17 protein-coding genes and 1 pseudogene are annotated in these 19,970 nt (G+C 48.0%); 7 read left to right on the forward strand and 11 right to left on the reverse strand.

The genetic code is table 11. The annotated features are described in order from the left end of the window. Nucleotides 1-7 precede the first annotated feature (7 nt). A pseudogene (locus tag QEN31_RS05475) lies at nt 8-1,119 on the forward strand (IS3 family transposase). 149 nt (nt 1,120-1,268) lie between these two features. Here QEN31_RS05475 and QEN31_RS05480 read toward each other — a convergent pair. Next, complete coding sequence (locus QEN31_RS05480) at nt 1,269-1,865, reverse strand: integrase arm-type DNA-binding domain-containing protein (RefSeq protein WP_001682341.1); 597 nt, start codon at nt 1,863-1,865, stop codon at nt 1,269-1,271. Nucleotides 1,866-2,442: 577 nt separating this feature from the next. Between QEN31_RS05480 and QEN31_RS05485 the strand changes: the two genes are divergently transcribed. After that, the gene (locus QEN31_RS05485) at nt 2,443-3,726 is read left to right on the forward strand and encodes a membrane protein (protein ID WP_010989066.1); all 1,284 of its coding nucleotides are present in this window, start codon (nt 2,443-2,445) and stop codon (nt 3,724-3,726) included. Nucleotides 3,727-3,985: 259 nt separating this feature from the next. On the opposite strand, the gene QEN31_RS05490 is transcribed toward QEN31_RS05485, so the two are convergent. From QEN31_RS05490 to QEN31_RS05500, 3 genes are all read right to left on the reverse strand, one after another. Continuing rightward, complete coding sequence (locus QEN31_RS05490; protein ID WP_001521074.1) at nt 3,986-5,860, reverse strand: membrane protein; 1,875 nt, start codon at nt 5,858-5,860, stop codon at nt 3,986-3,988. Between the two features lie 165 nt (nt 5,861-6,025). After that, entirely contained in the window at nt 6,026-6,901 is an 876-nt protein-coding gene (locus QEN31_RS05495) for an integrase domain-containing protein (protein WP_000088556.1), read from the reverse strand. Between the two features lie 1,116 nt (nt 6,902-8,017). Continuing rightward, nucleotides 8,018-9,697: an SgrR family transcriptional regulator gene (locus QEN31_RS05500; protein WP_099949621.1), complete on the reverse strand. Its 1,680-nt coding sequence runs from the start codon at nt 9,695-9,697 to the stop codon at nt 8,018-8,020. Nucleotides 9,698-9,919: 222 nt separating this feature from the next. Between QEN31_RS05500 and ptsG the strand changes: the two genes are divergently transcribed. From ptsG to hxlA, 4 genes are all read left to right on the forward strand, one after another. Then, nucleotides 9,920-11,461 (forward strand): glucose-specific PTS transporter subunit IIBC, encoded by a 1,542-nt coding sequence (gene ptsG / locus QEN31_RS05505; protein WP_000819716.1) that lies wholly within the window; start codon nt 9,920-9,922, stop codon nt 11,459-11,461. 129 nt (nt 11,462-11,590) lie between these two features. Further along, on the forward strand, nt 11,591-12,433 hold the full coding sequence (locus QEN31_RS05510) for a glucose-6-phosphate isomerase family protein (RefSeq protein WP_000811366.1): 843 nt from the start codon (nt 11,591-11,593) through the stop codon (nt 12,431-12,433). After that, complete coding sequence (hxlB, locus tag QEN31_RS05515) at nt 12,433-12,996, forward strand: 6-phospho-3-hexuloisomerase (protein WP_001682344.1); 564 nt, start codon at nt 12,433-12,435, stop codon at nt 12,994-12,996. Before QEN31_RS05510 ends, hxlB begins: the two co-directional genes overlap by 1 nt. A gap of 23 nt (nt 12,997-13,019) precedes the next feature. Beyond that, a complete protein-coding gene (gene hxlA / locus QEN31_RS05520) occupies nt 13,020-13,655 on the forward strand; it encodes a 3-hexulose-6-phosphate synthase (protein ID WP_000776032.1) in 636 nt (211 codons plus the stop codon). A 73-nt stretch (nt 13,656-13,728) separates the two neighbouring features. On the opposite strand, the gene QEN31_RS05525 is transcribed toward hxlA, so the two are convergent. The 6 genes from QEN31_RS05525 to QEN31_RS05550 all read right to left on the reverse strand — a co-directional run bounded on the left by QEN31_RS05525 (nt 13,729) and on the right by QEN31_RS05550 (nt 18,516). After that, nucleotides 13,729-14,931, reverse strand: a complete 1,203-nt coding sequence (locus QEN31_RS05525) for a DUF3883 domain-containing protein (protein ID WP_000889012.1) — start codon at nt 14,929-14,931, stop codon at nt 13,729-13,731. Between the two features lie 294 nt (nt 14,932-15,225). Beyond that, the gene (locus QEN31_RS05530) at nt 15,226-16,239 is read right to left on the reverse strand and encodes a Gfo/Idh/MocA family protein (protein WP_001033832.1); all 1,014 of its coding nucleotides are present in this window, start codon (nt 16,237-16,239) and stop codon (nt 15,226-15,228) included. Nucleotides 16,240-16,249: 10 nt separating this feature from the next. Then, nucleotides 16,250-17,230, reverse strand: coding sequence for a PTS glucitol/sorbitol transporter subunit IIB (gene srlE / locus QEN31_RS05535; protein WP_001098984.1), 981 nt, complete (start codon nt 17,228-17,230; stop codon nt 16,250-16,252). Further along, entirely contained in the window at nt 17,227-17,601 is a 375-nt protein-coding gene (locus tag QEN31_RS05540; RefSeq protein WP_000973738.1) for a PTS glucitol/sorbitol transporter subunit IIA, read from the reverse strand. Before QEN31_RS05540 ends, srlE begins: the two co-directional genes overlap by 4 nt. Then, nucleotides 17,598-18,119, reverse strand: a complete 522-nt coding sequence (gene srlA / locus QEN31_RS05545; RefSeq protein ID WP_000480483.1) for a PTS glucitol/sorbitol transporter subunit IIC — start codon at nt 18,117-18,119, stop codon at nt 17,598-17,600. The genes QEN31_RS05540 and srlA overlap by 4 nt, the downstream gene beginning before the upstream one ends. Before the next feature lie 112 nt (nt 18,120-18,231). Beyond that, a complete protein-coding gene (locus QEN31_RS05550; RefSeq protein ID WP_000749979.1) occupies nt 18,232-18,516 on the reverse strand; it encodes a helix-turn-helix domain-containing protein in 285 nt (94 codons plus the stop codon). 94 nt (nt 18,517-18,610) lie between these two features. On the opposite strand from QEN31_RS05550, the gene QEN31_RS05555 reads away from it, so the two are divergent. Next, entirely contained in the window at nt 18,611-18,967 is a 357-nt protein-coding gene (locus QEN31_RS05555) for a helix-turn-helix domain-containing protein (protein WP_010989065.1), read from the forward strand. 153 nt (nt 18,968-19,120) lie between these two features. Here the strand turns inward: QEN31_RS05555 and QEN31_RS05560 are convergent, their stop codons facing one another. After that, nucleotides 19,121-19,939 carry a DUF4435 domain-containing protein gene (locus tag QEN31_RS05560; protein ID WP_010989064.1) on the reverse strand — a complete coding sequence of 273 codons (819 nt, stop codon included), beginning with the start codon at nt 19,937-19,939 and terminating at the stop codon, nt 19,121-19,123. Between the last annotated feature and the right edge of the window lie 31 nt (nt 19,940-19,970).

Genomic DNA, 19,970 nt, shown 5'->3' on the forward strand with positions numbered 1-19,970 from the left:
GATCGCTATGCGTAAAGCCCGTTTTACCGAGCATCAGATCATTGCCGTAATTAAATCGGTTGAAGCCGGACGAACCGTTAAAGATGCCTGCCGGGAGGCCGGTATATCTGAAGCCACCTACTATAACTGGAAGTCCAGATACGGCGGCGTGGAACCTTCTGATATTAAAAAGATAAAAGATCTTGAGGACGAGAACCGACGCCTCAAACAGATGTTTGCCGACCTGAGCCTTGAGAACCGGGCGCTGAAAGACGTTATCGAAAAAAAGCTTTAAAACCAGCCTTTAAGCGTGAGCTGGTCACTCATCTGATAACGGCATTCGGACTCAGTATCCGTCAGGCCTGCCGGAGCCTGAACCTGAGCAGAACGGTTTATCATTACCGTCCGGATAACACACGTGACGAACCCGTTATTACCGCATTGCAGGCGGCAGCTGAACGGTATCCACGATACGGTTTTCCGAAGCTTTTTCAGGTTCTGCGGCGGCAGGGATACATGTGGAATCACAAAAGGATCCACCGTATTTATTGTCTGCTGAAGCTGGATTTTCGCCGTAAGGGCAAACAACGGCTGCCGGTGCGTAACCCCTCGCCACTGGCCACGCCGGAAGCGCTGAACCAGAGCTGGTCTGTCGATTTTATGCATGATGCCCTGGTCTGTGGCCGTCGTTTTCGCACGTTCAATGTCGTTGATGACTTTAACCGTGAGGCATTGTCGATTGAAATCGATCTGAATCTGCCAGCCTTGCGCGTGGTCCGTGTACTCGACAGGATCGCGGCAAATCGCGGCTATCCGGTCATGCTACGCATGGATAATGGTCCGGAATTTATCTCACTTGCACTGGCTGAATGGGCAGAGCAACATGCAGTAAAACTGGAATTTATTTAGCCGGGTAAGCCGACGCAGAACGCTTTTATTGAGCGCTTTAACCGAACATACTGTACAGAAATACTCGATTTTTATCTGTTCAGAACGCTGAATGAAGTGCGGGAAATCACGGAAAGATGGGTGTCAGAATATAACTGTGAACGCCCTCATGAATCACTGAACAATATGACGCCGGAGGAATATCGGCAACACAATCATTTGACCGGGATCTCAAAAAATGCCTGGAACTAAAACGGGTCTGTTTATATTGCCATTCAATCAGTAGTCTTGTTTCTAAACGGACAGATGCATTGTTCAGTGCTGCCAGAAAACGAGGGAGTTCAGAGGGGGGTAGGGCTGGCATATTCTGCTTTTTAGGCTTACTGAAACGTTGGCCCAGATTATCTGCGGGTCAGCTCTTCTGTAGCCGCCCAACGGAAGATTTCATTCAACCTGGAAATGAGCCGTCGCAAAGTTTCCAGTACTCCTCGTTGTTCAATTGGATCAAGATGCTGTTTTAAGAGCTTGGGACGGATCTCATTGATTGGCACATTACCCAGACCGGGGAAAATATTTCGTTCAAGACTTCGCCAGATGTCGTTAGCATGGTCCCGGGAGATGCCTGACGTTTTGACTTTCTCATCAAGCCACTTCTTGGCTACTGCTTGAAATGTATGTTCCGTTGCATCTTTTAGGGCATTGGCTTTCTGGGTGTTATGAACTAGTGGGTCTATACCATTTGCAAGCAACGACAAGTATTCATCACGTAAAGCTCGTGCCTTGGCAAGTGTAAGATGAGGATAGGTTCCTAAGCTCACCTTAGTTCGCTTTTTGGTCACAGGCACTGCATATCTGAAATACCAATTTTTCTTCCCTCCCTTCGCCAAAGGAGCGATTCGTAGAATCAGACCATCACCGTCAAACAAGTTGATTTCTTTATCGGCTGGCTTAGTGCTTTTGATTTCAGTGTCAGTGAGCTTCTTAGCGATTTTTGCCATTTGGGACCCTCGATTTTTGGACCCTTCTTAGTGGGTCTCATTCAGGGTGCCATAACTCGTAGTTCTCAGCAATTCTCACTGGACGACAATAGACGTAAAAAAGCCCGCAGAGCTTGTGCTGTGCGGGCTTAGTAGACTTCATTGAACTTCAAACAACTAAAAAGTGGCTGGCGTCCTTGTAATTGGTGGGGGAGATGGTTGAGTTTGTTGGAGATTTTTATTTTTTGCGGGGAAGGGAAGGCGCAAAAAGGGTGGTGATGATGTTGATATGGAAGGGGTTTTCGTATCTTGTTGATTTTTATTATTATCTTTATGGTGCTGAAATTTATTGTATTGATTGATGCTTGGAATAGATGCAAAACGAACAGTCGCAAAGTGTACGATAGGCACGAACAACAAACTATCTAAAAAAGAAGCATGAAGCTTGTTGTATTCTATCTTATACAAAGTTGGTACGCCTACCGTAATTCAGTTTAAAATGATAAAGGCTTGATAAAATGTAACTTTGAAATGAATTTAACTGAGTAATGGTGACTAAATGGACATTAATAGTAGAGAGTATGCTTTTGTTATATGGATGTTAATAATCATTGCTCTGCTTTGGTGTAAAAAGGATATTAGAGATTCTTTTTATCAACTTATCAAAACATTTTTCCATAAACAAATTTTGACAGTATTAGGATTTGCGGTTGTTTGGACGTCTATTTGTATTGTGCTTTTTTATGAAATTGGTGTTTGGAGTACAGATAATCTTAAGACCACTTTGGTATGGGTAATTACATATGCTTTCGTAACAATCTTTGAAACACATAAAATAAAGAGCAGTAAGTATTATTTTAAATCACAAATCAAAGAAACGATTGGATTAAGTGCTCTACTTACATTTATTCTTGAACTACAAAGTTTTTCCTTTGCTATAGAGTTTATAATATACCCTATTATGCTTTTTTTAGGGTTGCTGGCTGTCGTAGCTAATACGAAAAAAGAAACAGAAAAAATCGGAGCGACGATAAAGGTAGTGCTAGGCGTTTTCGTTATATTTTATTTTGCCCATTCATTTTTTGTTTCAATTATGTCGCCTTCGGTAACGTTTTCTTGGGCTAATCTTACTGAACTTCTGACGCCAGTTTTATTATCATTTTCGTTTATGCCATTTATTTATATGCTTTACCTTTATCAAGCTTATGAAACTAAGTTATTAGGATTAAAAATATATTTTGACGATGAGGCTCTGTTTAATTATGCAAAAAAATTAGCGATTTGCTTCTTTAGAACAGATCTTGATGCTCTTAATCGCTGGGTAAGAAACATACATATTAATGAAATTAAGACGAAAGAAGGAATTAAGGCAAGTTTAAAAGACGTAAAATTACGGAAAAAAATCGAATCTAATCCACCCGAAGTAGATAATAAATATGGGTGGTCACCATTCTTAGCCAAAGATTTTCTTGTTGGAAAAGGAGTTGACACCAATGATTATCATTTCAGTTTTGATACTTGGATATCATGTAGTCATATGATTGAGATTGGTAATGATGGTTTATTTCGTGATAGTGTTGCATATTATTTATATGGAGATGAATATGCTGCTAAGAAACTCAAGTTAAGAGCTAATATAAATAATTCACCCATATCAAATTGTTCAAAAAATACCATTTCATTGCTTGCGGAAGAATTAATATCAAAAGCATTAGGGGATGATGACTTTAATATTAATGAGCTATTTAGTAAGATCCCAGTTATGATAAAGAAAGATAATCGCTATGTGTCTATTACCAAAGAGGATTTTGCAAGCCAGAATGGTGGGTATACTTTAGAAGTTGTTATAGAGATCGAGGGTTATTCTTCAAAAGATCACTAAATTACATTATGAATTGATGAGATTTTTTCAATGAACTCATTCTCAATTCATTTTATTTGTGATGGATGCAATGTAGGGCGATTATTGAACTTATAAAAAAGTTAAGAGAAATAGTTGCTATACTAGAAAAAAAGATTAAACGATCTGATTTAAAATTTGCCAAATAAATGGCCATACCTGTGAAAGCATCGTTATGGCCCATATATTCGTATGGGCTTGGTTGATGTGCAAATAGTATAATGCATCGAATTAAAACGTACTATTTAGGCATGTCTTGTCTTATTTTATGTACCAACATTGTGTTTCTTGGAGTATTTAAAGTTAAAGCTTCTAAATTACTAAATATTTCATTGCTGAATATCTTTGAATTATTGGTGGTGACTTTTAATAATTTGAAAATCCATGGTAGCAACGCAATATAACCCGCTCCCGATAGTCCCTTATACTCCATTACTGCCCCTGCAACTACTGGGGCAAAACCTGACAAGTCTAAAATAGACAAGTTTTGCTTCCTCTTTTCAATTGCTTTAATATCTTTATTTAGAGAGTATATCTTAAAGCTTAATTCTTCAGGTGTCAGATGGGCATACTCTTGTAATATTTGTGGGATCATACGTCGACTGTATTTGCTTAAGATGTCATCTAACTCGAGAACATTCATGTCGTTATTAATAGTGAAAATATTTGATAGTAAAGTCTGTATCTCCATTTCTCGAAGTTCATTTTGTGATTGCTGAACTCCATTATATATGCCATTAAGGATTTTACAGGCATTTACCTCAGAATAACCTGTGTGCTCAAAGGGAAAGTGATGTGCCCCTAGCCCTAGTGAGAACTCAAGTGACATTGCGCTTGTCATTAGCTCAATACCATAATCGCGACCGCGTGATTTATATATTTGGGCTGCAAAGCTTGCCCCACAAAATTGACTAATACCCAATGCACCTCTTTGATTTATGCCATACTCAAAAAATGCTATATTTTCCGATAACGACTCTGCTAATATTTTAAGTGCATCGACTTTTGAATTGTAGCATTCTTTCAATAAGTTATATTGAGTGCTGCTATCAAATGCGAATCCAAATAATCCTGTTTTTTCTCTAATTGCTAATAATGTCGCGGCGGCTAATCTTCTTGAAAATAATACACATTCTGGATCAACAGACAGAACATCCGCCAAAAAATTTGAATCATACCGCTGGAGATTTTGGAATGCGACGAATTTTATACGTCCACGTCGAACTAACTCTAACAGCTCAATCTTACTTATTTTAAAAATGTCATAAAAACTCTGACTATTGGGTGAATCTGCTAATGGAATTGCAATGATTACAGTGTCATACAGTGATATATATTCTCTTATGTTATTTCGTGGAAATACACTGGCATCGACAAAGCATCTGTTTTGACTCTTTCTGAATGAATCAATAAGACATTCATCCTTGGTTAGATTGACATCTGAAAAAATATTGGCTCTTTTTTCTGTCCAAAAGTCTTGATCCTCTTCATATTTCTCCAAGATTTCTTTAGGTTGATTATTCCTAAGGTATTGACTCGCAACTAATGTAAGATTTCCTTGTGTATTACTTTTCTTTATTTGATGATTATAATCAGGTAGTTCATGGTCTGTTTTAATATTGTATTTATAACCATAAAAACCTAAGCTTTCACATATTAAAATGATTTCATCAATATCATTAGGAGTAAGTTCTTTATTGAAGGTAAATGTAAAACTGTTGTCGGACCACTTCATGTCAACATGAAAAGGATGAAATTTAGATGGTATGGCTATGCGTATGTTATTATTAAATTCGAATGCGTTAAATGGTTGGCCAAATAAACTTACTTTTTCATATGTATTTCTAAGATCTATTTTTATATAGTTGTCTTTTACTTCTTCTGTAAACGTTGGTCCCGGAACACCTGCGGTTTTAAATCTGTAGTTGTAAAGTTCTTGTATTTCATCTAACGTAGTATTAGATTCTTTGTAATTCTGTATTACAGCATAAATACTGTCTTCGTCATGAAATAAACCTAAGTGATTGAATTTATAGTTTTGAATTATAAATGCTTCATAGTTATTTTTTAAAACTTCAATCATTGACGGAGATGATTTTAAATATGAAATTTTCATGACACAATCTTGGTTTTAGATGAATCTTGGTATTTTAAACTCAAGTGCGGTGAAATGGAAACAGTACACATTATCTATCTATACTTTTATTGTGCATTTAAAATTTTAAAGTAGTTATGAATTTTTACATACAAAAAGGAATGAAACATCTTGTATTAGTGAGATTCAATCAGTATACCCGTATACCTGCTCAATATATATTCCCCGCCCATCACCATGGCCCAGATCCGTTGAAGTTACCGCCAGCGCCTCTTTATGGCTCAGACCCTGCTCTTCGTAATAGCGGATCGCATCCTGCGCCCAGGCATAGCGCAGGGAGTGGGGAGAGTATTCCCCCGTCAGCCCGGTATCGCGGAGATGGTTGTGCCAGTAGTCCATTGCAGATTTCAGATCCGGCTTGTCAATGAGATGCCCGTTACGCTCCCCGGCAATCCCAAGCGCCTCTTTCACTGCCTGACGAACCGCTTCCCGGTCCGTCACCTGTGTCATGCGTGGTCGCCCGCCTTTGGTGCCGAAGATCACCGGCAGACGTTCAGCCCCTTTTTCCAGCTGTTTATCCCAGGTTTTCAGCGACTGGCAGCACTGTACTGCTTCCTGACCGCGCAGCCCCATCACCCGCGCCAGTTGCAGGCTGGCTGCGAGGCCTGCGTCGATATGATGAACCCGGTCCAGTACCTGATGGTAAAGTGCATCCGGAATGGCCCGGTGCGTCCCGTCACAGCTGGCACCACTGATACCGAGCGACTGGTTGCTGATTAATTCTGACTGGCTGAGTTGTGTGCGTCCGGCTTCAGCCAGAATAGAGCGCACCATTGCCATCTCATTCTGTAGCGTTCGCAGAGAAATACCCTGCGCCAGCCATTCATGAATATATCCCGCGATGTGTCTGGCTTTGAGCTGGCAGGTGCTGGTGACCTGAATATTCTGCGCCAGCAAATGACGGGCAAAACGCTGCGCCATCTGTTCGCGGTCGTGGACGGTTTTGTGGCTGCCACCTGCGCGGTGCGCCAGTTTTTTCATATCCTGCGCCAGTCGCGACATGCTGACTCCTCCGCCTGATGCGGTAGCAATATTTTCCGGCGCGTGGGGAATGCATGGGAGAGCGAAAGCTGCGCCATGCTAAACAATACCGGTGCGCCGGAAGGCGAGAGTTGAGGTATGGTGGGGTACGGTACTGCACGGTGTGCAGGCCGCCTGCCTCAGCAGGGATGCCCCCGGATCGTCGTGGTCCGCCTCCGGTACTGTTCATTCCTCCTTGTTATCTTTTTGACGCAGAAATGATGGCGTCAGAGGGTTAATACAACGATAAGCCTGATAAGACGGCGGCTGGCGCAGCGGTGTGCGTCGGCGTCACTTTGTTTTGCTTCGCCTCCAAAGTGACGCGCCGCCGTTTCAGGCAACCTGTTTACTGGCGCAGAGATACGCTCCGTCTAAAGAGGCGGTACCAACCTGCCTCTTACTGGCACAGGTTATAGCAGCAACAACGACCGGACTGCGTCAGAGACGCCCCCGCCGTATTGTCCGGCTTGCGGGGTTAAGGGCTTGACCAACCTGACATAGCAGCCAGGCACAGTCCTCTAAGGTCGTGGCTGTCTCGGGTGCAGTCCCAGGACTGCGGCAGTTACCGTAAAAATAGCATTGTTGATGCGATGGTCAAGCTGATTTAATCCGCATAATTCATTGATAATAAATAACTTTATTATCATGATGCAGTATGCGGTTTCATGAGCATCAGAAGATTGGGAAAATATTGTCCAGAGAATGCCGCGGCAGGAAGGATTCTTTTACATCTCTGGTGAGGCTTTCATGGATAATTATCCAGAAATGCCGCCCGCAAAGGCTCGCTAAAGCGAGCCTTTGCGGGTGTAGATTTTAATTGTTCTGATGGTTCAAACCACGCTATCTCAGCCGTACCTAAAATACTTAAACGAACAGAATTGGGTATGCAGAATGATCTAACGCACCATGCGGAATGTTACTCTGATGCCGGACGCAGCTCCTCTGGATCCAGAAACGAAAAAATATGCCAGTTCTCCCAGGCAAGAAGAAAATCAGGAAGAGCTAAACAAAACGAATTGACAGCCACAATGGCGCACTTATCTCCCTTACCCTTAAAGGCCTTTAAAGGCCCTTTAGCGAGCTTTTGCGGGCGTAGCATTATTCGAGCCAAAGTTGGCTGAAATCCGGCCATCCCAGCGTATTTAAATCCCGCCAGGTAAATGACTTCTCAGTCGCAAATTCCATCCAGTGATGCAGCAAAGGAATGACATATCGCTGGTGGGTCATCTCATGGAAAAAGGCGGCAATGGTAGCGAACGCCTGTTCATCGTCGCTGTTTAGAATCGTCGGTAACAGCGCGTTCAGGTTTTGTCGCTGGGATTCAGGCAGTCGTGTAAACAGCGCGGTGGAAGCTAGCCATTCCAGAAATGCCGGAACCGAAAGGGTATCGAGCATAAAGTTGCTGAGCCAGATATCCGCGGGAGGGCGCAGCTGGTTGTTAAAGTGGTCAAATGCGTCGATCCGTATTTCGGCGCGAATATGCCAGCGTTCAAGCAGGCGGCGAATTGCTCCGGCAAGCTCCACCAGTTCCGGTTGCTGAAAGGTGCTGATAATAACCGGCTGACGCAGGTTAAACGGCGCTGTGATCCCGCCAAAATCTACCGGGCGGTGATTCCACTGCGGCAGCATACCCTGAGCCACAGAGAGGATGCGTGCGTATTCGTCGGGAAGCTGCGTCTGGCTGAGGAGTTCGACAGGTTGCAGCAGGTAATTGATAAACCGTCTTCCGGCCTCATCTGCAAAGGCACCGTCACCGTCGAGCAGCACAAAGCAGCAGCTCTGCTCCAGACTACGCTCGTTGAGCGGGCGGTCATCCTGCACCTCTTCGCCCCGCAGCAGGGGAATAAAGCTCATGCTGATATGCTCCGGAGCCCAGGTGAAAATGGTGATCTCATCCAGTCCGGGGCGCGCCTGATGCCAGTGTTGATTGCGCCGCAAAACTATAAAATTGTCGCTGTGCTCCTGCAGGTGGAAAGCGCCGGTACAGCGGATGTGTCCGTGCTGGTAATCAAACAGCATCGTCGGCTGGGTGGCGAGCAGGCAGTCGAGCCGTCTGACCGGATGATGCGTTTCAATTACCAGATGCCAGGGGGCGTCAGCGGTAATGGTTTTGATTGGGCTGAAAATCGGCGCGAACTGCGGGCTCTGGCTGGCGGCGAGCAGGCAGCGCTGAACGGCGCTGGCATCCAGCTCACAGCCATCGGCAAAGCGGGCGGTGGATTTTAGCCAGAACTCCCAGCGGGTAAAGTCCTCGTTATGGGTCCAGTAGTGGGCGATATCGGGGACGATCCTGCCCTGAACGGCGTCATAGCGCGTCAGTCCGCTCAGGCACTGGCGCAGAAGGTGGCGTTCGGTCCGCCGCAGGGGGACGAGTGGGTTAAGCGGATCCAGATTGCGATAGTAGGGGATGCGTACCCGCGTTTCGCTGCTTTTATCCTGTACCCCAAAGCGCCACAGGCTCAGGCGATCCAGCAGATACTTGTCGTTGCCGATAAACCGCAGCACGTTGCCGTAATCCTGCTTCTCCAGCAGCTTATTGACGTTCTGGCTGAACAGCTTTTCCGGCGAGGTTAACAGATGGAGCCGTGAGCGCTTGCCGCGCCCGCGCTGGGGCTGCCAGTCGAGCCATTTTTCCTGATGCATCTTTTTTAGCGCAATACGACAATTACGCACCGAACAGCCGAAGATGGCGGCGATCTCCTGCATCTGTAATTCGTGCGTCTGACCTGCGCCGTAGCGGGCGTGCAGCCTGCGAAAATGCGCCTCGAAGATACTCATATGATGGCCTCCCGCCGAACGCGATTTCCTCTTTTATCCCTTTCTGACGGTATCTGGCGTGATTGCCCTCATAAATTTTCCGGTTTTAAGCGAAAACCGGAAATAACTTTCGTCTTTGGTTGCTGTTTTTTTAATCATTTCGGGTTCGGATACTGAAGGTGTTCGGAGCAGAACCTGCTGTTGTGCGAATCCCTGTCATAAAGACGCGCTCAGGAGATCGAGATGAAAAGATTCAACCTTCTGCAAATGTTACAAAGCATCGGGCGATCGTTAATGATCCCCATTGCCATGCTGCCTGCCGCCGGTATTTTGCTGGCTTTTGGTGTTAGCTTTCAGGATCCCAATATTGTCGCCAGCCTGCCGTTTCTCGGCACTGACGGGCTGGTTCACGTGCTGAAGCTGATGGCGGAAGCGGGCAGTGCGATTTTCGCCAACCTGCCGCTGCTGTTTGCGGTCGGCGTGGCGGTGGGACTTAGTGACGATCAGGGCATTGCCGGGCTGTCGGCGATCGCCGGGTTTTTGATTATGAACGTCACCATCGGCCAGTTTCTGGGGATCACGCCCGAATCGGTGGCGCAGGTGCGTGACTACACGATGGTGCTGGGCATCCCTTCGCTGCAGACCGGCGTGTTTGGCGGCATCATTATCGGGATTATCGCCGCCTGGCTGTATAAACGCTATTACCGCATCCAGCTTCCTTCATGGCTGGAGTTCTTCTCCGGCAAGCGATTTGTGCCGATAGTGACCTCCTTCGCCGCGCTGTTTGTCGGGCTGGTGATGGCGGTGGTCTGGCCGCCGGTTCAGCATCTGATTAATGGCCTGTCGAATACCATGACGGTGCAGGGGCCGGGCGTGTCCGCCTTCCTGTTCGGTTTTGTCGAGCGGCTGCTGATCCCGTTTGGTCTTAACCATGTCTGGTGGCCGACGTTCTGGCTGCAGTTTGGCGAGTACGTGAACAAAGCCGGGCAGGTGGTGCATGGCGACCAGCTTATCTTCTTTGCCCAGTTGAAAGATCAGGTGCCGATTACCGCCGGAACCTTTATGGCCGGGCTGACGCCGATCAAGATGTTCTGTATTCCGGCGATTGCGCTGGCGATCTACCGCTGCGCCAGCCCGGAAAACATAGCGCGTGTGAAGGGCATTATGCTCTCTGGCGCGATCACTTCCATCGTCTGCGGTATCACCGAGCCGATTGAGTTCTCCTTCCTGTTTGTTGCACCCGTGCTGTATGGCATTCACGCCGTCCTGGCGGGGCTGGTGTTCCTGCTGATGGAGTGGTTCAGCGTGCACATCGGGCTCTCTTTCTCCGGCGGGCTTATCGACTATCTCTTCTTTGGCGTTCTGCCGCGAGCGCCTCACTGGTACATGGTATTCCCGGTCGGGCTGGTGATGGGCGCGGTGTACTACGTCCTGTTTACCTTTGCCATCCGTCGCTGGAATTTGCTGACGCCGGGCCGTGAAGTCGAAGAAACCGCTGTGGCGCAGGAAAGCGAACAGAACGACCTGGTGAGCGGCATCATTCTGGCCTATGGCGGATTGGGGAATATGACCAGCATCGAAGCCTGCATGTCACGTCTGCGCATTGACGTGACGGATAAGACGCTGGTGGACAAAGCGCTGCTGAAACAGCTTGGCGCGGCGGGCGTCGTTGAGGTCGGGAACAACATTCAGAGCGTCTTTGGCATGAAATCCGACCGGCTGAAAGAGGCGATCCGCGCGATTAAAGCGCATCCGGTTTCCGGACATTGTGAACCCATACACTAAATAATTCGAGTTGTAGCAAGGCGGCAAGCGCGTGAGTTCCCGGGAGCATAGATAACTATGTGACCGGGATGAAGGCGCGCAGCCAACGTAGCAGCAACTTGAAGTATGACGTGTATACAGGGGGCAAAAATGAAACAGCTACACCACAGCGGCCTGCCGCTGTATCTCGATGATGATGGCGTAATGGCGCTGAAACCGCCGCTAAACTATCTCGGCTTTGGCCGCAAAAGCGCCGGGCAGATGGCGGTGGTTTTACCGGAGTTCACCGAAGGGCTGCGTAATGAACCGGCTTACGATGTTTATCGCGGTCTCAGCTTTGCGGAGGATCAGGAACGGCTTGCTGCTGACCAGTATCAGTACGACATCACCATCATCATGCCGGGGACGATTGGCAAGGAGCGTAAGAAAACCAGTGGCCATTATCACGGCTATAACGACACGCGGCGCAACACCCATCCGGAGGTGTATGAAGTAATTAAGGGTACGGCGGCGTATATCCTGCAAAAGTCGCCGGATTTTGCCGCCGCGCCGCAGGAGCTGGTGGTAGACGATCTTATCGTGGCCGTCGTGAAGGAGGGGCAGAGCATTATCGTGCCGCCGAATTATGGCCACTGCTCCATCAATATCGGCGACGGGCCGCTGGTGTTCAGCAATCTGGCGTATAAACCCTGTACGGTTCACTACGACACGGTGCAGTTTTACCACGGTATGGCCTGCTACATCGTGGAGGAGAACGGGCAGCTCTGCGTGCGCAAGAATCACTACTACCCGCGTGTTCCGCGCATCAAATTCGCCACCGTCAAAGAGAACCCGCATCTTGGCATCACCTTCGATATGCCGCTTTACCAGCGCTACCGCGCCGCACCGGAACGTTTTCATTTTCTGGGGCATGTCGATAACTATGTCCGGGAAATCATGGGGATGCTCCAGTATGAGGATGATTTATTCCCGCTCTGTCAGGAGGACGCATGATGGAAACGCAATCTGTTGCAGGCGTTGCCTGTAGCGACCTGAATCAGGCGATGTCGCGGATTGATGGCGCTGCGCTGGCGCGTCTGGAGCAGGCCATTGCTGACGCGAAAGCGGTATTTGTTTTTGGCGCAGGGCGTTCGCTGTTGATGCTGAAAGCTTTTGCGATGCGCCTGATGCATATCGGCCTGAAGGTGCATGTTGTCGGCGATGTGGTCACGCCTGCGCTGCAAAAAGGCGACCTGCTGTTACTGGCGAGTGCATCGGGTGAAACGGCTTCGCTGGTGAATGTGGCAACGAAAGCGAAGCAACTGGGTGGCACTGTGGCCTTGCTGACCATTTTCCCCGAGTCCACGCTGGGGAAACTGGCGGGGGTGGCGGTCAGGATCCCGGCTTATTCCGACAAACTGCCGGATGGACCCGAGAATGTGAAAGGTATTCTGCCCGGCGGCAGCCTGTTTGAAGAGGCGGTCATGGTGCTGGGTGACGCCATGATTGTGAATCTGGCGCAGTCGACGGGATATCGCTTAACCAAAGGCTTTGCGCTGCACGCCAACCTCGAATAGTCATTCGACACAAGGAAACCAACATGAAATTACAGCTTGCCCTGGACGAGTTAACCCTGCCTGAAGCGATGGTATTTATGGATAAGGTGGTTGATGACGTTGATATTATTGAAGTGGGAACACCCTTTCTTATTCGGGAAGGCGTGAACGCGATTAAAGCCATTAAAGAAAAATACCCGCATAAGGAAGTACTGGCGGATGCGAAAATTATGGATGGCGGCCATTTTGAATCGCAGCTGCTTTTCGACGCCGGGGCAGACTATGTCACGGTGTTAGGTGTGACCGACGTGCTGACGATCCAGTCGTGCATCCGCGCGGCAAAAGAGGCCGGAAAGCAGGTGGTGGTGGATATGATCTGCGTCGACGATCTCCCCGCACGAGTCCGCCTGCTGGAGGAGGCGGGGGCAGATATGCTGGCGGTACACACAGGCACCGACCAGCAGGCAGCAGGGCGCAAACCGATTGATGATTTGATAACGATGTTGAAGGTGCGCCGGAAAGCCCGGATTGCCGTGGCAGGCGGTATCAGTAGCCAGACTGTGAAGGACTACGCACTGTTAGGCCCGGATGTAGTGATTGTGGGATCAGCGATCACGCATGCGGCGGATCCGGCAGGTGAAGCGAGGAAGATTTCACAGGTGTTGTTACAGCATCACTGAGGTGAAGGCGCAGGGGGAACTCTGCGCCTGATTTCACACTTTTAAAGTTATGAGCCGGAGGTTGTCGAAACTATTAAGCAGGTTCTTCCAGATCGAACCTAACAACGTAAGCACAAGGGGACATTTCACTATTAGTGTAAAGATCTTGAGCATGTTTTACATATAGATTGCATGGCTCTCCATCTTTCCCATACTGTACAAGATAAAAATAATAGTTTTTACTGTGGTTACTTAAATTAGAAACGGTGAGTTCATTTCCTGAGAGGAAAAAACGGAATGCTCCCTCTTTTCCATCCCGGCCAATTGATTTAACTTCGATGTATCGCTCATCACCTGGGGCATTAAAAGAAAGAAAGTCGTAACCATAAGTTGGACGATTACGGCGATCATCTATTTCCTCAGCTAGTTTTGAATAGCCGAGACCGATTAGGCGGTTTTTTTCCCAGTTTAATGCATATTCTTCGCTTTTTTTGCCTATTAAATCACGATTGTCCGTTATTTCTTCGAAATTGACTTCGGGATGGTTTCTTTTTTGTGGTTTTTTAACTATCACAGCAGGAGCGCTGCTAAGATCCTTACGTATGAACTGGGCATAAAGGAAGGACATATATTTTGGATTGCTCCAGTTTCGGGTGATTTTATGCTCTAGTTTTTTCTTGAATAACAAATGTTGATATTTACTAATAAACTGTTGCTCTTTTATACCCATTTCCATAGCAATTTCTTTAAGATGATCTTTGCTGCAAATGTTTATAAAGTGTTCTGGAAAGTAAAGGCTCAATATTTTAGCCTTAAACATTTGGGATAGGGGGTTCTCGTCAATCGCTCTAAAATCTAATTCTTTCCCTGACTGTATTAGGTCTAGTAAAGCGTCTTTAACATTAGCGAAAACTTCTTTATTAGTACTATCATCATCGCCAAATTTCTGAGTAAAACGATAGCGGACGGTTGGATCTGATTTTGATTTTCCATAATAAATACCAAATTTGAGCGCCGTCGCACCTTGCATATTTGCCCATGTTCTGGTTTTTACTTCAACACAAGCACAAAATGAAGCTGTACCTTTGCCGATGACATAGTCATCAAGCGTCATTTTTTTTAGGTGATTAAGGGGGTAAAGTTGCAGAAATTGGCCGCGTGCACTTAAAGCATTATCTTCTTTGGCTGTATCGTAATCTTTTTCAAAAAAACGAAGAATATCATTAAAATTTGTAGGGAGGGACATAATAGCTCTTCTTAAAATGGTTTTTAAAGGGACATTATGAAACTCCAGCATTATAATTTGCTTGGGACTTTTTTGAAATACTTGTTGACTATTATTGGCGCAATAAACATAAATGAGAGGTTTAGCATGATACTATTGGCAGAAAGGTGAAAAAGGTCATAGCCATAAAATACCGCTATTCACCTTAATGACTAAAAAACGTACAATCGTGTGTGGGGTTTTGTTGCGGCAGGATGGAAAACATTAATATATCTGCGGGCCAAAGCCTGACGAGTGAATAGACCAGTAAGTAGAATTAGCAAAATCATATGGAACTGGCACAGGGAGCTACCCTGCGCCGTTTGTTTAAACATCTTCAGGTTTCCCGCTCTCAAGGCTGCGGTGTACCGCCTCGCAGATCCTGCTCACCGCCAGCCCGTCTTCGGCGGTGACCGGGTAGGGGGCTTTATGTCTGACCGCCCGCACAAAATCATTGATCGGGTCGATACCAAAGCCGCTGGCAACGCCGTTGCGGTAGTTGATGAAATAGCTGTTGGGCGTGAGCGTCAAGGCCGGCGTGGTGATTTCCAGCCCGCGATGTTGGGAAGTACTGCGGATATAGGTTGCCTCGCAGAGAATGTCGATGCGCCCGTCGTTGTCCTTCGGAAAGCCCTCCGGCAGCACCCATGAGTTTTCCACCCCCCACGAACTGCCGTCGGCCATTGTCAGCAGGCTCTGCACGCTGTCGAAGGTGTCGAGGCCGCATTCGACCATCAGCCGCTTCTGTCCGACGGCGTACACCGATACCACCTCCTGCCCGGAGAGGTGGCGCACCAGGTCAAAGCAGTGGGAACCGAGAAACCACACCGGGGAGCTTGCGCCCGCCCAGTTCAGCCACTGCGTCGGGACCGTTATCACGTCGTCCATGCTGATATGGCCGCGCAGGATGCATCCGGTCTCCGGATTTTCCAGTTCGGCTTTAATGCGCATTACTGCCGGGTCCCAGCGTTTGTGGAAATCGACGCCGACCAGCAGGTCCCGCTGCTGCGCCATCTCCACGATAAGCTCACACTCGCGTACTGAGGTGGCGAGCGGTTTTTCCGCCAGTACATGCTGACCGTGGCGCAGGGCGGTGAGGATGGATTCGGTATGGTACGGATCCGGTGTCGCCACCGAGACGATATCAATAGCCTCCTGCTGTAGTAACCGATCCAGTCGTGTGTAGCCCTGGATCCCGTACGCCATGGCAAGGTCGTCACAACGTTCTGTATCGGTGTCGCAGATGGCAACCAGCACGGTGTCCGGGTTATGGCGGTACGCGTTCATATGGTGTTTGCCGTAGATACCTGCACCCACCACGGCGGCTCTGATTTTGTTCATGATGATGTCCTCAGAATAAGCCCAGGGAAAACAGCCAGCCGATGATGACCGCCAGCGGCCCCGTTAACTGACGTGAGAGCAGAAAGGCAGGGACGCCCTTCGCGATGGTCTCCGGCTTCGCCTCCTGCATCGAAAGACCTACCGGCACGAAGTCGCAGCCGACCTGCACGTTGATGGCGAACAGCGCGGGCAGGGCGAAGGCCGGGGATATCGCGCCCGCGCCAATCTGGGTGCCAATCATCACGCCGATGACCTGCGAGATGGCTGCCCCCGGCCCGAGCACCGGGGAGAGAAACGGAATGCCGCAGATGAGCGACAGCAGCACCAGTCCCCACAGCGAGTTCGCCAGCGGCGTCAGGGCGTGGGCAATCAGGCTGCCGAGTGCGGTTTCCTGCACCAGGGCAATCAGCAGTGAGACAAAGGCCATAAACGGGATAACGTTGCGCAGCGACACGTCCACCGCCTCACGGCTGGCGGCAAACAGCAGGGCGATAACGTGTCCGACGGCGGTGCCGGTACGCTCGACCATGCGAACCAGTTTTTCCGCGCCACGTGCAGGCGGCGGAGTGGTGATAATCCGTGGTGCCGTGACAGACACTGGCTCCGGTTCACCGTCCGGCGCTTCGGCCGTATCCACCAGAACCAGTTGCTCTATCGTCACGCCGGAGACGTAGTTATCCTCGCTAATAAACTGCGCCAGCGGCCCCGCGCGCCAGGTGGGCAGCACATTGATGGTCGGGATGCCCTTCTGCGGATACAGGCCGCAGCGCAGGGACCCGGCGCAGTTAATCACCACGCACAGGATGTCGTTATCAGGCGGGATATCGGAGAAGCCGTTCACCACTTCCGATTCAGTGAGCGCACCGATTTCTATCGCCACCGGATGAATCTCGCGCCCGGTCAGTGACAGCACCTTTTTGCCGCTGGCAACGGGCAGCCAAAGCCCTTTACCGTAGCCGCCGGGACCGGGAGGAATAAGTACCGTGTTCATGGCCGTCCCTCCTCAATCACCAGATTGCCGTGCAGGTCATGGAGTTTCGGCACCGGGCCGGAGAGATGAATCGCCCCGGTGTGGCAGGGCTTCAGGTCACCGTCAAACACCAGCGTCAGATGACCGAGTTCAAACAGCGCCTGCTGTACCCCCTTGCCGACGGCAGTCACCAGATAATCATGCCCTGCCAGCAGCAGGCGGTCGCCGGGGAGTATCATCAGGCTCTCTTCCCGGAACGACGGCTCCAGCGACAGCGAGTAATCGAGACAGTCCTTCGGCCCGTTGCTGTCGAAGGTGATGAGCATCTTGTCGGTGAGGCCGTCGGCGACAAACAGCCCGATGGCAGTAATACGTGCGCAGTAAATCATCATGGCGCATTCCCCCGCCTGCTGAGCCGCAGGAACAGGTACTCGGTGATAATCCCGCGTATCAGGCCAATTAGCATGGCGGCGGCGATATAGCGCAGCGCCAGTGAAGTAACGGGCAGACCGAGTGCCTTAACCCCCGCAGCCACGCCGAGCCAGACAAACAGCTCTGATGGCACTACGTGGGGAAACAGGCTGGTGAGGGGATGGGCGGTGGTGCCGAGCGCATCTTCATAGCCGGGTTTACTCTTCTCAGGTAAGAGCTTACCGAGCGTCAGCGCGCCGGGGCTGCTCATAAAGAACCAGCCGAGCACCGGCAACACGCCGTAGGTGAGAATGCGCGAGCGGCCGAGCAGGGCAGCGACCTTCTCCATTCTGACGGTACCGACCAGCTTCATCAGGAAATTGATGGCCAGCAGCAGGCAGATGAGCATCGGGATAAGCCCGGTCATCATGTCGAGAAAGATTTTGCCTGCGGCCTGGAACAGGTGGATAAAGCCTTCAGCCAGGGAGACCAGAAACATGGCGGCCTCCTGCGAGTGGTGCGATGGTGCATGGTTGTGGTTCGGTGTGCATAAACAACTCTCCTGTCAGGTGTCGTTGGTTAATGCGTCCTGCCACTCACAGCGCGGGTCGTTATGTCCCGGAGTTGTCGGTTGTTGTCATCGGGTGAAGCGGTTTTCGGGGTTCACGTTTGTTACTGGAATTGAGGTAACGGCCGGGCCAGATTTCTGATGGATGCATGTCGAGCGCGATGGCAATCAGCCACTCGCCTTTCGGCCACGGGCGCGTCAGGGTATTCGACAATGTTGACGAGGCCAGTCCCGCTTCCCGCGACAGCTTCGCCAGACTGGTACCGCGCTTGTGTAAGGCGGCAACGATGTCGGCGGGGTGCCAGTCTTTGGTTGTTGACTTTTTCATCGGTTTTCTCTTTTTAACCGTGATAAATCACGCAATTCTTGAATATTGCTCTAAATGTAATCAAAATTCAAGTAATACATGAATAGGTAAGGGAATGCCTGAAGATGGTTGCTGCCCAGAGAGGGATAATTCCTGCATGTTCAGGTGCAGGATTGCAATCGTGATTGGTAAAAGATTAAAGATTTCAAGAGTCAGGGCTGATCTGACGCAAGCGGAACTGGGTGCACTCGCTGGGCTGGATGAAGAATCCGCAAGCGCGCGTATCAGTTCGTATGAAAAGGAAGTCCATGCACCCGATTTCAAACTCGTCTGTAAGCTGGCAGCAGCGCTTGATGTACCGGAAGCGTATTTTTATGCTGTTGACGATGAGCTTGCAGAATTGATCCTCCAGTATCACCGTTTTAAGAAAAATAACCCCGGAAGTACATTGATATTGTCTGGTAATATATGAGGTTATTTGCATTGATTGTTCATCCACTCGTGTTTTTATTTAATAAAACAATGGGTTATATTTAATTTTAATGAAGGTGGTTTTTTTTCTGAAAAATACACCATTTCGGTATTGAAACGGTGTATTTCGCTATTTTTTTTTGAATGTAATTTATTAAATATTATGGCTATCTATTAAGCCCGAAAGTTCGTTATAAATATTTGTTCTTTGAAATGCAGTTGCTGAGTATGCTATTCTTAAATGTGATTCAACTTTTTCTTGAGTTATATTCTTATCACGGGAAAATTCTGAGTGAAAGGCCATCATGGTGATATACGTAAAGTCATGTCCATTGCAAACATATTTATAATCTGCTTGTTTGTTATAAAGTAATTGGTACTCTTTTTTCAAAAAATTGAAATCACAGTGTGGAGGTTTTCGAGGACTTCTGTCGAGGATGTGCTGAATGTAATTATCTATGTCTATATTCGCACTAAAGTCCACAAAGGTTATGAAGTTATCGTATTTCATTCCTTTAAACATTAACAATAAATTATTTTTGAAATTAAGCCATTTTAGTATTCCTATTTTGTAAGTCACGTCAATTATAGATTCTTTAAGATTATTTCGTATATCTTCAAGAGTATGTATTCTAAGTATACTTGTCTTTAAGAACTCAGAAATAAATTTGTCAAATGAACCACCTTCTATTAACATCATTTCGAGATCGTGACAGTCCGTAAAATGAATGTTTTCGTAGCTGTTACCTTCTAAAATATCAAAGTCAGCATCGCATAAACCATATACGTTTTGTTTTCCATGAGAGCGCAATAATTGCACAGCATTTATTACTTCTGGTTTACCACTACACGGCGAATCATAATGGATTCTCTCATCTGCAAAATGAGTATTAAGAAATCTAATATCACTTTCTCCTTCTAGAGTGAAAAAAATCTTCCTGCTATATTTTGGTGATCTAAAAAGCAAAAGCATTCCAGATATCCAGTCTGAAACACCGGTGATA

This window comes from Salmonella sp. SA15303, assembly GCF_029962125.1.
Classification (GTDB): Bacteria; Pseudomonadota; Gammaproteobacteria; order Enterobacterales; family Enterobacteriaceae; genus Salmonella; species Salmonella enterica.